Genomic DNA, 14,390 nt, shown 5'->3' on the forward strand with positions numbered 1-14,390 from the left:
TGGTCGGCCGCGGCTACTGCTGTCCGGTCGAGGGCGTCGCCTTGGCGGCCTTCCAGCCGTCCGGCGTGCGGATCATCTCGACGAGGAACAGCTGCTGCTTGGACTGGGGCTGCGCGGTGGCGCTGCGGGCGTTGACGTCGATCGCGACGATCGCCGAGGCCGTGGGCGGCTCGTGGGCGGGGTCGAACGCGGTCAGGGCCGACGAGACCGGGGTCGCGATGACCTCGGCCTGCGACTGGCGCAGGTTCTCGGCGAACTGCTGCCGCACCCGCTGGTACTCGCCGAGCATCGGTTCCGTCAGCGACGACTGGGCGGCCTCGAGGTCCGCGTCCAGGGTCGACGGCCGCACCGTGTTGATGTTGACGACGATCTGCTCGGCGGCGTCGGTCGCCTCGTCGCGCAGGGCGGCGGAGGTCGCGTTGTCGCTCTGCGTCCCGGTCCACCAGTAGACGCCGCCGGCGACCGCGGCGGCGAGCGCCAGGACCGTCAGGACGGCGAGCACGGTCACCAGCCGCCGGCGGCGCTGTTCGGGGGTCGCCGCCTTCTTCGTGGGTGCGTCGCTCTCGGGGGCCTTCTGGGCCGTCGTCGGGGACGTGGCGCTCAGCTCCTCAGGTCGTCCGCCGGGCTGTCGGGGGAGCGCCCGGCGGGGTCGTGCTCTCGGGGTCAGTCGGTGCCGAGCCCCGGGATGATCACCGGGGGCGCGCCGCGCGTGCTGCCCTCGAGGACACCGCTCGCCGGCAGAGAGGCCAGCGCGGCCGTGTCCTGCTGGTCATTCTGCGAGAGACCGGTTCCACCGGCTTCGGCGGGTCCCCGGGAGTTCTCCGAGTCGTACGGCGCAGGCAGGTTCTGGGCCCCGCGGACGTTGACCGGCGGCGCCTCGTTGCAGCGGACGCTGGTGTCCATGGGGATGAAGTCCTTGGCCGTCGCCGGCCGCCACCCGGCGTCGGGCTGGAGGTAGCCCTCCCGGCAGTACGGGGGGTCGGCGACGTTGAGCACGAGACCGAAGTGCACTCGGCCGTCGGGGCCCGGGTCCTCCGCGTCCTTGAGCACCGACGGGGCCGCCGCGGAGAGCGCCGGGTAGGTGACGAGGACCTGCTCGATCGCGGACTGCCGGGGCTCGAGGATGCGGGTGATCGTCAAGAGGTTGGCGATCACCCGGCTCAGGTCCGGCCCGACGTCGCGGATCAGGCCCTCGATCTGCTGGGCGGCCGGCGGCGCGGACTGCACGAGTCGCCGCAGGTTCGGGTCGTCGGCCTTGAGCTGCGCGGTGAACAGCTGCAGATCGCGGCTGAACGAGATGATCTGCGGGCCGAGCGAGGCCTGGGTGTTGAGCACGATCCGGCCGTCGCGCAGCAGCTGGCGGAACGTCGGCAGGTTCGCGATGGCGGCGGGCACCAGGGCGTTCGTGCCGTCCAGCAGCCGCTGGAGGTCCGGGCCGGCGCGGTCGAACGCGTTGTAGAGCTCGTCGACGGTCGTCCGGAGCTCGGGTAGCGGCACCGAGGTCGCGAGCGCGTTGACGTCGGCGAGCAGCTGGTCGACCGGCACCGGCGTCCGGGTGTTCTCGATCGGGATGACCGATCCCTCGTCGAGGTAGGGCCCGTTGTTGTTCGGCGGCCTCAGGTCGACGTACTGCTCGCCGACGGCCGACCGGTTCGCGATGACGGCGATCGCCGACGCCGGGATGTCGGGCGCGTCGTTCTCGATCTCGAGGTCGACCTCGAGGCCCTGCGGGGTGACCCGCATGTCGCCGACCTTGCCGATCTCGACGCCGCGGTAGCTCACGGAGGCGTCCGGGAAGATCCCGCCGGAGTCGGCGAGCTCGACCTTCGCCGTGTAGGGCCCCAGGCCGATGAGGGCGTCGGCGCCGACGTATCGCAGGCCGACGTAGGCGATGCCCACGATCGAGATGACCGCGAACAGCGCGACGAGCCGCAGCGTCTTCGTCCCGATCATCGTCAGTTCCCTCCGCCGAGGCCAGGCAACTGGGGAACCAGCCCGGGCGTGTTCTGGGAGCCGCGCTGACCGGCGCCGGCGGCCGCGTCGCCCGCCTGCGGTGTCGTGCCGGGCTGCTGCAGCAGCTTGAAGATGGCGTCGACACCCGGCACCTGGTTGGTGTTCAGCAGCGTCGTCAGGAGGCTCTGCAGGTTGATCTGGAGGCTGACGTCGATGTTCGCGAAGTCGCCCTTGATGACGTTGAGCGAGTTGTCCGCGAACGGGATCGTCAGCAGGATCTGCAGCGACCCCGGCAGCGCGTCGCCGGCCTCGACGAGATTCCCGAGGATCGGCTGCAGTGCCCGGAGGTCGGCCACCGTGTTGGCCTGGCTGCGCCGGATGACGTCGGTGCCGACGTCCGAGAGCCGCTTCAGCGACTGCAGGGTCTCCACCAGGAGCCCGCGCTGCTGGTTGAGCACGTCGAGCCCGGGGCCGAGGTTGTCGATGACGTTGGCGATCCGGGCGCGCTGGTCGACGAGCGTCCGGGTGAGCCGGTCGAGCGAGTCGATGGCCCGCACGATGTCGGCCTTCTGCCGGTCGAGGGTGCCGACGAGCGTGTCGAGGTTGGAGAGCAGCGAGCGCAGCTGCGCCTCGTTGCCCGACGTCGCCGCGTTGACCTCACGCGCGATGGTCTGGATCTTCTCGACACCGCCGCCGTTGAGCAGCAGCGACAGCGCGCCGAGGACCTCCTCGACCTGCGCGCCGACGTCGGTCTGGTCCACGGGGATCGTCGCGCCGTTCAGGAGACGGCCCTGCGGCGCCGCGATCGGGGAGGGCAGCAGCTCGACGAACTTCTCGCCGAGGAGGCTGGTCTGACGCAGGCGTGCGGTCGCGTTCGCCGGGAGGGCGACCGCGCCGTTGACCTCGACGACGACCTGCGCCGTCCAGCCGTCGGGAGCCAGCGACACCTCGCGCACGACCCCCACCGGCACGTCGTTGACGCGCACGCTGTTGTTGGGCACGAGGTCGACGACGTTGGTGAACTGCGCCGTCACGGTGTACGGGTTCGGCCCGAGGGCCGCGCCACCGGGCAGCGGGACGTCCTGGATCGCCTGGAGGCCGCAGCCCGACAGGGCGAACACCGCCACGGCGAGCAGCGTCGCCAGCCGCGTGCGGCGACCCGCCGACGGCGAGCCGTTCCGGGCGGTCATCGGTCACCTCCGACCGTCTCGAATCCGAGGATGCCGCTGCCCGGCTGGGTCGGAGCCGCGTCACCGGCCCCGTCACCGCCGCCCTCGCCGGTGGTCGCGCCGCCGGCTCCCCCGCCCGCGCCCGGGGCCGCGCCGCCGGCGAGCGCCGTGATCGGCACCAGGGCGTCGAGGGAGGGCTGCTGGTTGAGAATCTTCAAGAGGTCCTGGATCGGGGCGAGGGACAGGCCCAGGGGCGACTGGTTGACGACCTGACCCTGCGCGTTGGTCCCGCCGAGGAGCGCGCCGCAGACGACCGACGCGCGGGCGACGTCCGTGAGGAGCGGGTCGATGGGCCCGGCCAGGGCGTTGGGCAGGCCCGGCTGGTTCACGAGCAGGCTGCAGATCAGAGCCCGCGGGTCGAGACCCGCACCCAGCAGCTCCGGCGCGAGCACCGGCCGCACGTCGAGCGTCCCGGAACGGGCGTTGTACGAGTTCGTCAGGTTCCCGAGCGCCAGCGGCGCGACGTTCGTGAACTCGGTGATCGCCCGGCGCTGGCGCACGAGGATGTCGGTGATGTTCGCGAGCCGGCCGACGTCGGTGCGCAGGATGTCGCGGTTGTCCCGGATGAACCGGGCGACGTCGTCGAGCGCCGGCGGGAGCGTCCGGAGCACCGTCGACAGGTTGCCGCGCTCCGAGGCCAGGAAGCCGGAGATGTCGGCGAGCTGGTTGTTGAGGTCGCGGACCGCGCCGTCGTTGCGGGCGAGCATGTTCGTGAACTGGCCGAGGTTGTCGACCGTCGCGAACAGGTTGTCGCGGTTGTCGGCGAGCGTGCCGACCGCGCCGCCGAGCTCGGCGATGGTGCTCTTGAGCAGCTCGCCGTTGCCGCCGAGGGCACCGGCCGAGGAGCGCAGGAGCTCGTTGAGCGCGCCGGCCTGGTTCGCACCGTTCGGTCCGAGCGACCGGGCGATCTGGTCGAGGCTCTGGTAGACGCGGTCGAGCTCGACCGGCGTGCCGGTGCGCTCGACCGGGATCACGGCGCCGTCCGCGAGCTGCGGCCCGTTCTGGTAGGTCGGGCCGAGCTGGACGTACCGGTCGCTGACGAGGGTCGGGGCGACGATGACGGCCTGGGCGTCGGCCCGGACCGGGGCGTCGTTGTCGACCTTGAGCACCACGCGGACGATGTCGCCCTGCGGGATGATGTCGTCGACCTTCCCCACGGGGATGCCCTGGATCGTCACCTCGTTGTCGACGTAGAGACCGACGGTGTTGTCGAAGTACGCGGTGACGGTGCGCTGGCTGCCGCGCTGCAGCGCGTACCAGAGGCCCGCGGTCGCGAGGAGCGCCAGGACCAGCGCGACCGACAGCGTCCGGGCCGCGCTCTCGAAGAACGTGACGAGACGGGTCGACATCAGTTGCCACCGCCTTCGCCGCCGCCGGCGGGTGCTGCGCCACCGGCGGGTGCCGCGCCACCGGCGGGTGCCGCACCGGCGCCGGGCAGGAGCCCGCCGCCCGCTCCCTGCGTCAGCGCCTCGGTCAGCGCAGCCACGTTCGGCACTCCGTTCGGGAAGAGGATCTGCAGCTGCTGGGGGGTCAGGGCACCCGGGGTGTCCGGACTGCCGAGCAGCTGCTGGAGCTGGGTCATCTGGGCCGGGTTCAGGCCGGCGATGACCTGGGGCAGGTCCTCCAGCGTCGGGATGGCGGGCAGCCCGAGCACGGCCAGCGCGTTCTGCAGGATCTGGGCGAGCAGCTGCGGGTTGATCAGCCCGGCCAGGCTCCCCGGATCGATCGTCGAGCCCGGGTCGCAGTTCTGGTCCAGCGGCGGGTCGAGGTTGCAGATGTAGGCGTCGAACCAGCGACCGTTGCCGACGACGTTGGCGAACACCCGCACGAACGGCGCCAGCAGGCGCAGCCCGTTCTCCAGGTTCGCGGAGTTCTCCTCCAGCGTCCGCAGCACGCCGTCGAGCGACTCGAGGGTCGGCCGCAGCGTCGCCTCGTTGTCGGCGACCAGGCCGCGGAGCTGCTCCGCCAGCGCGATCGTCCCGTTGAGCAGGTTGTCGATCGCGGCCTTGCGGGCGCGCAGCTCGGAGAGCAGCAGGTTGCCGTCGTTGATCAGCCGCTCGATCTCGCCGTCGCGGTCGGCGAGCACCTGGGTGGTGGTCCGGGTGTTCGCCAACAGCCGGCTGAGCTCCTGGTCGCGCGAGGAGATCGTGCGCGACAGGCGGCTGAGGCCGTCGAGCGCACCGCGCACGGGGCCGGCCGCGCCGTCGAGTGTCTCGGACAGGACACCGAGGCTCTGGGCGAGCTGATTCGTGTCGAGGTCCTCGACCGTGGTCGAGAGCTGGGAGAACGCCTGGATGACGTCGAACGGCGCCCGGGTGCGGTTGCGCGGGATCCCCTGGTCGGGGTCCAGCGGCTGATCACCGGCGGGCTCGAGCGCGATGTACTTCTGCCCGAGCACCGTCTTGATCTCGATCGAGGCGGAGGTCCGGTTGCCGATCCAGGCGTCCGGCGCCTTGAACGAGACGACGACGTCGCTGCCCTCGAGCGTCAGGTCGGTGACCGTCCCGATGCGGATGCCCGCGATGCGGACGTCGTCGTCGGGCTGCACACCGGCCGACTCGCTGAAGCGGGCCGTGTACGTGGGGCCCTGCCCGATGAGGGGCAGGTCCCTGATGTTCAGGGACGCGGCGGTGAGCAGCAGCAGGATCACCAGGCTGGCCGCGCCGATGGGGAGGGGGTTCCGCTTGCGGAACGGCTTCATCCTTGGCATCGGTTCGCCGTATCCGGGAGTTGGATGATGGACCCGAGGTCGATGGGCGGCAGGGGCAGCGGGTCGAAGCTGACGTTCCCGCCGACCGCGCAGAGATAGAAGTTGAACCAGGAGCCGTAGCTGCCCGCACGGCCGAAGTTGTTGGCCTTCTGCGGGGTCTTGACCAGGAAGTTCTCCACGAGGCCCCGGTTGCGGTTCAGGTTGTCCGACAGCCGGCCCAGCTGGACGATGTCGTCGCGCAGCGGCGGGCGCGCCTCCTCGAGGAGCCCGGCCGTGGCCGTCGTGAGGTCCGCGATCGGCTGCAGGGTCTCGCCGATCCGCACCCGGTCGGCGGCGAGGCCGCTGACGAGCTGCTGCAGCGAGACGATGAGACCGGAGAGGCGCTCGTCGCGGGCGTTGACCGTGTCGAGCACCAGGTTCAGGTTGTTGATCAGCGACCCGATGACGGCGTCACGGTCGGCGATCGTCGCGGTCAGCGACGCCGTGCGGGCGAGCAGCGAGTTCACCGTGCCGCCCTCGCCCTGGAGCACCTGGATGATCTCGAACGACAGCTGGTTGATGTCGTTCGGGCTCAGCGCCTGGAACAGCGGCTTGAAGCCGTTGAACACCACCGTGAGGTTCAGCGGCGGCCGCGTCTGGTTCACCGGGATCGTCGCGCCCGGCTGGAGCATCGCGTTCATCGGGCCGTTGCCGCGGGCGACCTCGAGGTACCGCTGGCCCACGAGGTTCTGGTACTTGATCGAGAAGATCGAACCGACCGGGAGCCTCCGGCTCTGGTCGACCGAGAACGTCACCTCGGCGACGTTGCGGTCGACCAGCTGGACCTCGGAGACCTGACCGACCCGGACGCCGGCGATGCGGACGTCGCTGCCGGCGATGAGACCGGATGCGTCGGTGAAGCGCGCCTTGTAGTCCTCGGTGCTGCCGAAATAGGTGTTCTGGATCGCGGTCAGCAGGAGCGCGACCGACAGCACCGTGACGAGCGTGAAGATCGCCAGCTTGATCAGCGGCGCGGCGAGCCCCCTCACCGGACCACCGCCTGCGCGCCGCGCAGCGTCGCTGCCGAGAGGTACGGGGCGAAGGTCGGCACCTGCGCCGGGCGCACGCCCATCTGCATGGCCGTCACCTCGGTCACCAGCTGCCGCTCCTCGGGTGAGTTGGGGGTGTTCGGGAGGCCGATGTTGGCGCCGTCGACGCGGCCCGGCGCGGCCTGTCCGGTCGTCTGCCCGCCGCCCGACGGCCGGCGCGCCGACGCCTGCGCGTCGTTGCCCGTCTGGGAGTCCTCGTCGATCTCGCCGGCCTGGCCGCCGGCGTAGGCGTCCTCGGTGGCGGCGGTCGGGTCGGGCGGGATCGATCCGTCGCGGATCGGGCCGCCCGGCGGGAACTGCGGGGCCTGGCCCTCGATCTGGTAGCAGCGCGGCCCGCGGTCGTCGAGGTACTGCGGCTCCTCGCCGGGCACGTACTTGCCGTTGTCGATCGTGATCTCGGCTTCGATCTGGACACCGGTGTCGGGCTTGAGCACGTTGTTGATCTGCGGCGTGACGTCCGTGAGCTGCCGGAACAGGCACGGGAACTCCGAGCTGTACCGCGCGAGCAGTTCCAGCGTCGGCCGCGCCGAGGCCGCCAGCGCGATGATGTTGTCCCGGTTCGCGACGAGGAAGTCCGTCGTCACGTTGGCCGCCGACGTCACCGAGCGGAACGTCGACTCGAACGCCGCCCGCTGCTCGACGAGCGTGCGGCTCGTCGTGACCAGGTTGTCGAGCGCCAGGATCAGGTCCGGCGCGGCCTGGTTGTAGATGTCCGCCGTCGGCGCCAGCGCCCGCAGGTTCGCCTGCAGATCGGGCAGCGCCGGCTGGAGACCCTCGACGTACTGGTTGAGCAGCACCAGGGTGTCGCCCAGCTGCTCGCCGCGGCCCGAGAGCGCCTGCGAGACCGCACCGAGGGTGTCGGAGAGCTTCTGGGGCTGCACCGCGGTGAGCACCGGGAGCAGGTTGTTGAGGACCTCTTCGGTCTCGGTGGCGTTCTCCGAGCGGTCCTGGGCGATCGTGTCGCCCTCCGCCAGCGGCCGCGAGCTCGCGTTCGGCGGGATCGCCAGCGACACGTAGCGCTCACCGAAGAGCGTCTTCGGGATCAGCGTCGCGGTCGTGTTGCTCGGGATCGTCGGCAGGAAGTCCGGGTCCATCGCCATCTCGACGACGGCGCCCGACCCGTCGGAGTCGACCGAGGTGATCTCGCCGACGATGACGCCACGGACCTTCACGTCGCCCTGCTTGGAGAGCTGGTTCCCGACCGTCGCGGTGCGCAGGTAGACCGTCTCGGTCGACTTGAACACCTTGTTGAAGTTGGCCAGGCACAGCCCGATGATCAACGCGATGATCACCAGCATCGCGACGCCCATGAGGCGCCGGCGCAGCGGGCTCAGCGGCGGCCGCTTGTCCTTGACCGGCGGCGCGTACTCCTCGCGCTCCTGCGTCGGGGCGGTCATCCGGCGATCCTGATCGAGGTCGTGGTGCCCCAGATGGCCAGCGTCAGCAGGTTGTCGAGGACCGTGAAGATGACGATCGAGTTCCGCACCGCGTTGCCCACGGCGACGCCCACGCCGGCCGGCCCGCCGCTGGCGTTGTAGCCGTAGAAGCAGTGGATGAGGATGATCGCCAGGGCGAAGATCAGCACCTTGCCGAACGAGTACAGGACGTCCTGGGGCGGCAGGAAGAGGTTGAAGTAGTGGTCGTAGGTGCCCGGCGACTGGGTGTAGAAGTTCGTGACCAGCAGCCGGGCCGCCAGGTAGGACGCCACCAGGCCGATGACGTAGAGCGGGATGACGGCGATGAAGCCGGCGACCACGCGCGTCGTGACGAGGAACGGCAGCGACGGCACCGCCATGACCTCGAGGGCGTCGATCTCCTCCGAGACCCGCTGGGCGCCGAGCTGGGCGGTGAAGCCGGCGCCGACCGTCGCCGACAGCGCCAGCGCGGACACCAGCGGCGCGACCTCACGGGTGTTGAAGTACGCGGTGACGAAGCCCGAGAAGGCCGAGGTCCCGATCTGGTTCAGCGCCGAGTAGCTCTGCAGACCGACGACGGAGCCGGTGAAGAACGTCAGCGTGGCGACGATGACGACCGTGCCGCCGATGAGGGCGAGCGCGCCCGACCCGAACGCGACCTCGGTGAGCAGCCGGAGGACCTCGCGCCGGTAGCGCGTCACCGACTTGGGGATCCAGCCGATGGTGCGCGCGTAGAACGACGCCTGGTCGCCGAGGGTGTCGAGGACACCGAGCGGCGCGTCGACGGCACGACGTGCGCGAGAAGTGATCGTCATCGAATCCTGGCCTGGGGAGCGGCGGTCAGAAAACAGACCTTGGTCAGAACTGTCGGGACACTCAGAACTTGGTCGGGGGAACGAGGTTGAGATAGACGGCCGTCACGATCACGTTGATCGCGAACAGCATGATGAACGTGATGACGACGGCCTGGTTGACCGCGTCGCCCACGCCCTTCGGGCCACCGGCGGGGTTGAGGCCGCGGTAGGCGGCGACGATCCCGGCGGCGAGCCCGAACAGTGCTGCCTTGATGAAGCCGACCAGGAGGTCGGTCGGCTTCGACAGCGCGGAGAAGCCCTGCACGTACGCGCCCGGGGTGACGCCCTGCAGGACCACGTTGAAGTAGTAGCCGCCGGCGACGCCGACGATCGAGACGAGCCCGAACAGCAGCGCCGACACGAGGATCGACGCCAGCACCCGGGGCACCACGAGGCGCTGGATGGGGTTGATGCCCAGCACCTCCATCGCGTCGATCTCCTCGCGGATGGTGCGGGCGCCGAGGTCGGCGCAGATCGCCGAACCGCCGGCCCCGGCCACGAGGAGCGCGCAGATGACGGGCGCCGCCTGCTGGATCACCGCCAGGGTGCTGGCCGCGCCGGAGAACGACTGGGCACCGAACTGCCGGATCAGCGACCCGAGCTGCAGCGAGATGACCGAGCCGAACGAGATGGACACCAGCGCCGCGGGGAGGATGCAGACCCGCGAGATGAACCAGCACTGCTCGATGAACTCGCGCGTCTGGAACGGCCGCTGGAAGATCCCGACGACCACGTCGAGGCCGAGCGCGAAGAGCTTGCCCGTCGACGACAGCGCGCCGGCACCGGGGAAGTTCCCGGTGGCGATGCGGTTGCTCACGAGTCGCCCCGCCGGAACATGCGGCGCAGGCCGCCGCGCCGGCTCTCGGTGTCGGTCTGCTGCGTGCCCTCGTCGGGGGTGTTCGGCGGGGCGTCCTGACCCGGCGCCGGTTGCGCCTGCTGCTGGGGCTGCTGGGGCTGCTGCTGCGGCTGGGACTGCTGCGGCTGGGACTGCTGCGGCGGGGTCTGCTGCTCGCCGCCCTCGTTCGCCGGCCGCGCGGCCATCGGGACGAGCCCGGCGACACCCTGCTCACCGGTCTGCTCCGGGTGCTCGGGCTCGTCGCCGCGCCAATGGTGGCGCCCGGCCGCGGCCGCGCCGGCAGCACCCGCCGCGCCGGCGGCACCGGCGGCCTGCTGGCCCTGCTGCTCGGTCCGCTGCTGGTCGGTCTGCTGCTGCCCCTGCCCGCCGCCGTCCTGGACCGCCTGGAACTGCTCGGTCTGCGCGTCGTCGGGCGGGGCCTGCTCGCCCTGCTGCTGGTCCGGCGCGTTGCCGGCCTCGTCGGACTGCTCGTCGTCGCTCTTGGTGTGCTCGCCGGCCTGCGGGAGCACGACCGTGCCGCCGGCCTCGTCGTCCGCGGGCACGCCGACCAGCGGCTCGTCGGACTCCGGCGGGGCGGGCGGGGCCTTGCGCGCGTCGGCGTCGGCGTCCGGGTCGCCGCTGCCGGCCTGGCTGCCCTCGCCCTCGCCCTCGGTCGAGCCGCCCTCGACCAGCGAGTTGTCCTCGGCCTCGGCCATCGCCTGGTAGCCGAACGGGTCGGCGTCCTCCGGCGGCTGGTTGCGGGTGATCTCGATGAGCTCGGTGCGGTCCTGGTCCCGGGAGATGCCGTAGCGCTCCTGGTCGGCCTCGGTGAGCTGCTCGAGGATCGCCGTCTGCGCCTTCGGCGGCAGGGTGTGCAGGACCTGCATGACGCGGTCCTTGCGCCGCTGCACCGCCTTGCGCTCGGGGACGCCCTCGCTGACCTCGAGCTGCGGGTCGATGAAGGACTCCTCGGACTCCGCCGAGCCGCCCTTCTTCTTCAGCTCCGCCATCTCGGCCTCCATCTGGGCCGAGTCCTTCTCCTCGGACATGCCGATCGGGCCGATGCGGCGGCCCTGGAGGAACTGCTGGACGACCGGCTCCTCGGAGGTCAGCAGGACCTCGCGCGGGCCGAACATGACCAGGTTCTTGCGGAACAGCATCCCGATGTTGTCCGGGAGCGACCGGGCGGTGCCCAGGTGGTGGGTGACGATGAGAATCGTCGCGTCGAGCTGCGCGTTGAGGTCGACGATCAGCTGGTTGAGGTACGCCGTGCGCACCGGGTCCAGGCCGGAGTCGGGCTCGTCGACCAGGATGATCTCGGGGTCGAGCACGAGGGCGCGGGCCAGGCCGGCGCGCTTCTTCATGCCGCCGGAGATCTCGCCGGGCAGCTTGTCCTCGGCGCCGCCGAGCCCGACGAGGTCGAGCTTTTCCATGACGATGTCCTTGATCTCGGACTCGCCCTTGCGGGTGTGCTCGCGCAGCGGGAAGGCGATGTTGTCGAACAGGTTCATCGACCCGAACAGCGCGCCGTCCTGGAACAGCACCCCGAACAGCTTGCGGATCTCGTAGAGCTTCGACTCCGAGCACCGCACGAGGTCGGTGTCGTGGATGAAGATCGAGCCCTTCTCGGGCTTGAGCAGGCCGATGATCGACTTCAGGAGCACCGACTTGCCCGTGCCCGACGGGCCGAGGAGAACGCTGACCTCGCCCGCGGGGAGGGTGAGCGTGACGTCGGACCAGATGTTGGAACTGCCGAACGACTTCGACAGATTCTTGATCCCGACTTCGACGCCGGCCATGCAGTTCCTCCTGCGTCCTTGGTGTCGATCGATCAACGCCCTGTTACCGACGTCATCGAGCCGGCACCCCGCGAGAGGGGCGTCACGTCTTCAACGACGGGTGGTGGAGGAGGTTACTCGGCCGACAAGTTGGGCAACGGCCGGGTCGGCCTGGGCCGGAGGCGTCGGGCCGCTCCGCCGAGCGGGTGGCGCTCAGCGGCCGTTCCCACGCGTTCGGTGGAGCCCGGGGACCGTTCGTCCCACGAATCGGTGCTTCACCGCCGAGTCGGGCGACACCCGTCTGCGCGACCCCGGAGGCCGTCGCGAACCGCCCCCGGAGACGACGACGGGGCGGGGACCCGAAGGTCCCCGCCCCGTGCGTGGAGTGCTGCGCTCGCGCGCGAGATCAGGTCAGGCTGATCTTCGCGCCGGCCTCCTCGAGCTTCGCCTTGGCCGCGTCGGCGGCCTCCTTGTTGACGCCCTCGAGGATCGGCTTCGGGGCGCTCTCGACGAGCTCCTTGGCCTCCTTGAGGCCCAGGCCCGAGACGACCTCGCGGACGACCTTGATGACCTGGATCTTCTTGTCGCCGGCGCCCTCGAGGACGACGTTGAACTCGTCCTTCTCCTCCTCGACCGGAGCGGCGGCACCGCCGGCGGCCGGGGCGGCCGCGGCGGCGACCGGGGCCGCCGCGGTGACCTCGAAGGTCTCCTCGAACTTCTTCACGAACTCGGAGAGCTCGATCAGGGTCATGTCCTTGAAGGCGTCGAGCAGCTCGTCGGTGGACAGCTTCGCCATGGTGGCGGTTCCTTCCTGATACGACGCCCGGCACGAGCCGGGCGGGCTTGGGGTGGGGGTGGGCCGTCAGGCCTCGGCGGACTCGGTCGCGGCCTCGGCGTCGGCGGACTCGACCGCGGCGACGGCGTCCTCGGTGCTCGCGCTGCCCTCGGCCGCACGCTTGTCCTGCAGGGCGGCCGCGAGGCGGGCGATCTGCGAGGCGGGGGCGTTGAACAGCCCGGCGGCCTTGGCCAGGTTGCCCTTCATGGCGCCGGCCAGCTTGCCCAGCAGCACCTCGCGGGACTCGAGGTCCGCGAGCTGCGTGACCTCGGTGGCGGAGAGCGCGCGGCCCTCCATGTACCCGCCCTTGACGACCAGGGCCTTGTTGTCCTTCTGGAAGTCGCGGAGCGCCTTGGCGGCGTCCACGGGCTCCCCGCTGACGAAGGCGATGGCCGTCGGGCCGACGAGCAGGTCGTCCAGTCCCTCGACCCCGGCGTCCGCGGCAGCCCGCTTGACCAGGGTGTTCTTGGCGACCGTGTAGGTGACGTCCGAGCCCAGCGAACGACGCAGCTGCGAGATCTGCTTCATCGACAGGCCGCGGTACTCGGTGACGACCATCGCCGAGGCGTCGCGGAACTCCGCGGCGATCTCCGCGACCGCGGCCACCTTGTCGGCAGCCGGAGCTCTCGTCTCATCTGCAGCCATGCGCGCCTCCTCTCTCGTACTCGGGAGACCGCGCCGGTCGTGGGCGGGCCCGGAACGACGAAACGCCCCGTGCACAGGTGCACGGGGCGTCGGACGGCGCGGGGCGCGAGGGCCCGGCGGGTCACGACCCTCGTCCTCCTGCGCGGGCGCCCCTCGTCGGGGCCTTCGTCCGTCAGGCAGGACCTGGACGGCGACCAGCGGTCTCGGGTGGATCGGGGTTCGATCTGTGTCCAGTCTACGCGGTCCCCCCGGAGCGCCTGCGCACCAGGGGGACCGTCGCGACTAGGCCTCCGCGGAGAGCAGGTTCCGCGTGCGGTTCGGGTCGACCGGGATGCCCGGGCCCATCGTCGTGGTGACGGTGATCTTCTTGACGTAGCGGCCCTTGGCGGCGGCCGGCTTCGCCCGGAGGATCTCGTCCAGCGCGGCACCGTAATTCTCGACGAGCTTCTCGGTGTCGAAGCTGGCCTTGCCGATGATCAGGTGCAGGTTCGCCTGCTTGTCGACGCGGAAGTTCACCTTGCCGCCCTTGATGTCGCCGACGGCGCGGGCCACGTCCGGGGTGACGGTGCCGGTCTTGGGGTTCGGCATGAGCCCGCGGGGGCCGAGGATGCGGGCCACGCGGCCGACCTTGGCCATCTGGTCGGGCGCCGCGACGGCGGCGTCGAACTCGAGCCAGCCGCCCTGGATGCGCTCGATGAGGTCGTCGGACCCCACGACGTCGGCTCCGGCCGACTCGGCCTCGCGCGCCTTGTCGCCGGTGGCGAACACGATGACGCGGGCGGTCTTGCCGGTGCCGTGGGGCAGGTTCACGGTGCCGCGGACCATCTGGTCGGCCTTGCGGGGGTCGACGCCCAGCCGCATGGCGACCTCGACGGTCGCGTCCATGGACGTGGTCGACGTGTCCTTGGCCAGCCCGATGCCCTCGAGCGGGGTGTAGAGCTTGTCGAAGTCCACCTTCTCGGCGGCCTTCTGATAGGCCTTGCTGCGCTTCATTTCTCTCTGTCCTTCTCGAACGGATCAGGTGTGGTCAGGGCTGCGCGGCCCTCCC

At 70.9% G+C, this 14,390-nt stretch carries 12 protein-coding genes and 1 pseudogene; all 13 read right to left on the reverse strand.

Going from position 1 to position 14,390, the window contains the following annotated elements; translation table 11 throughout:
- Positions 1 to 13 precede the first annotated feature (13 nt).
- The 13 genes and pseudogenes from WCD58_RS17160 to rplA all read right to left on the reverse strand — a co-directional run bounded on the left by WCD58_RS17160 (position 14) and on the right by rplA (position 14,335).
- The gene (locus tag WCD58_RS17160; protein WP_337704278.1) at positions 14 to 502 is read right to left on the reverse strand and encodes a hypothetical protein; all 489 of its coding nucleotides are present in this window, start codon (positions 500 to 502) and stop codon (positions 14 to 16) included.
- A 161-nt stretch (positions 503 to 663) separates the two neighbouring features.
- Positions 664 to 1,953, reverse strand: coding sequence for an MCE family protein (locus WCD58_RS17165; protein ID WP_337704279.1), 1,290 nt, complete (start codon positions 1,951 to 1,953; stop codon positions 664 to 666).
- A 2-nt stretch (positions 1,954 to 1,955) separates the two neighbouring features.
- Positions 1,956 to 3,143 carry an MCE family protein gene (locus WCD58_RS17170; protein WP_337704280.1) on the reverse strand — a complete coding sequence of 396 codons (1,188 nt, stop codon included), beginning with the start codon at positions 3,141 to 3,143 and terminating at the stop codon, positions 1,956 to 1,958.
- Positions 3,140 to 4,531: an MCE family protein gene (locus tag WCD58_RS17175; RefSeq protein WP_337704282.1), complete on the reverse strand. Its 1,392-nt coding sequence runs from the start codon at positions 4,529 to 4,531 to the stop codon at positions 3,140 to 3,142. Before WCD58_RS17175 ends, WCD58_RS17170 begins: the two co-directional genes overlap by 4 nt.
- Entirely contained in the window at positions 4,531 to 5,892 is a 1,362-nt protein-coding gene (locus WCD58_RS17180) for an MCE family protein (RefSeq protein WP_337704283.1), read from the reverse strand. The genes WCD58_RS17175 and WCD58_RS17180 overlap by 1 nt, the downstream gene beginning before the upstream one ends.
- Complete coding sequence (locus WCD58_RS17185) at positions 5,880 to 6,920, reverse strand: MCE family protein (RefSeq protein ID WP_337704284.1); 1,041 nt, start codon at positions 6,918 to 6,920, stop codon at positions 5,880 to 5,882. The genes WCD58_RS17180 and WCD58_RS17185 overlap by 13 nt, the downstream gene beginning before the upstream one ends.
- The gene (locus WCD58_RS17190; protein WP_337704285.1) at positions 6,917 to 8,377 is read right to left on the reverse strand and encodes an MCE family protein; all 1,461 of its coding nucleotides are present in this window, start codon (positions 8,375 to 8,377) and stop codon (positions 6,917 to 6,919) included. Before WCD58_RS17190 ends, WCD58_RS17185 begins: the two co-directional genes overlap by 4 nt.
- Positions 8,374 to 9,210, reverse strand: coding sequence for an MlaE family ABC transporter permease (locus tag WCD58_RS17195; RefSeq protein WP_337704286.1), 837 nt, complete (start codon positions 9,208 to 9,210; stop codon positions 8,374 to 8,376). The genes WCD58_RS17190 and WCD58_RS17195 overlap by 4 nt, the downstream gene beginning before the upstream one ends.
- Before the next feature lie 61 nt (positions 9,211 to 9,271).
- The gene (locus tag WCD58_RS17200; RefSeq protein ID WP_337704287.1) at positions 9,272 to 10,066 is read right to left on the reverse strand and encodes an MlaE family ABC transporter permease; all 795 of its coding nucleotides are present in this window, start codon (positions 10,064 to 10,066) and stop codon (positions 9,272 to 9,274) included.
- Between the two features lie 818 nt (positions 10,067 to 10,884).
- Positions 10,885 to 11,883: pseudogene (locus WCD58_RS17205) on the reverse strand (ABC transporter ATP-binding protein); the annotation flags it as partial.
- Between the two features lie 385 nt (positions 11,884 to 12,268).
- Positions 12,269 to 12,658, reverse strand: a complete 390-nt coding sequence (gene rplL, locus WCD58_RS17210; protein ID WP_337704288.1) for a 50S ribosomal protein L7/L12 — start codon at positions 12,656 to 12,658, stop codon at positions 12,269 to 12,271.
- A gap of 66 nt (positions 12,659 to 12,724) precedes the next feature.
- The gene (gene rplJ, locus WCD58_RS17215; RefSeq protein ID WP_337704289.1) at positions 12,725 to 13,342 is read right to left on the reverse strand and encodes a 50S ribosomal protein L10; all 618 of its coding nucleotides are present in this window, start codon (positions 13,340 to 13,342) and stop codon (positions 12,725 to 12,727) included.
- Between the two features lie 282 nt (positions 13,343 to 13,624).
- Positions 13,625 to 14,335, reverse strand: a complete 711-nt coding sequence (rplA, locus tag WCD58_RS17220; protein WP_337704290.1) for a 50S ribosomal protein L1 — start codon at positions 14,333 to 14,335, stop codon at positions 13,625 to 13,627.
- Between the last annotated feature and the right edge of the window lie 55 nt (positions 14,336 to 14,390).

Origin of the sequence: Actinomycetospora flava, from assembly GCF_037400335.1 — a bacterium.
In the GTDB taxonomy this organism is placed as follows: Bacteria; Actinomycetota; Actinomycetes; order Mycobacteriales; family Pseudonocardiaceae; genus Actinomycetospora; species Actinomycetospora flava.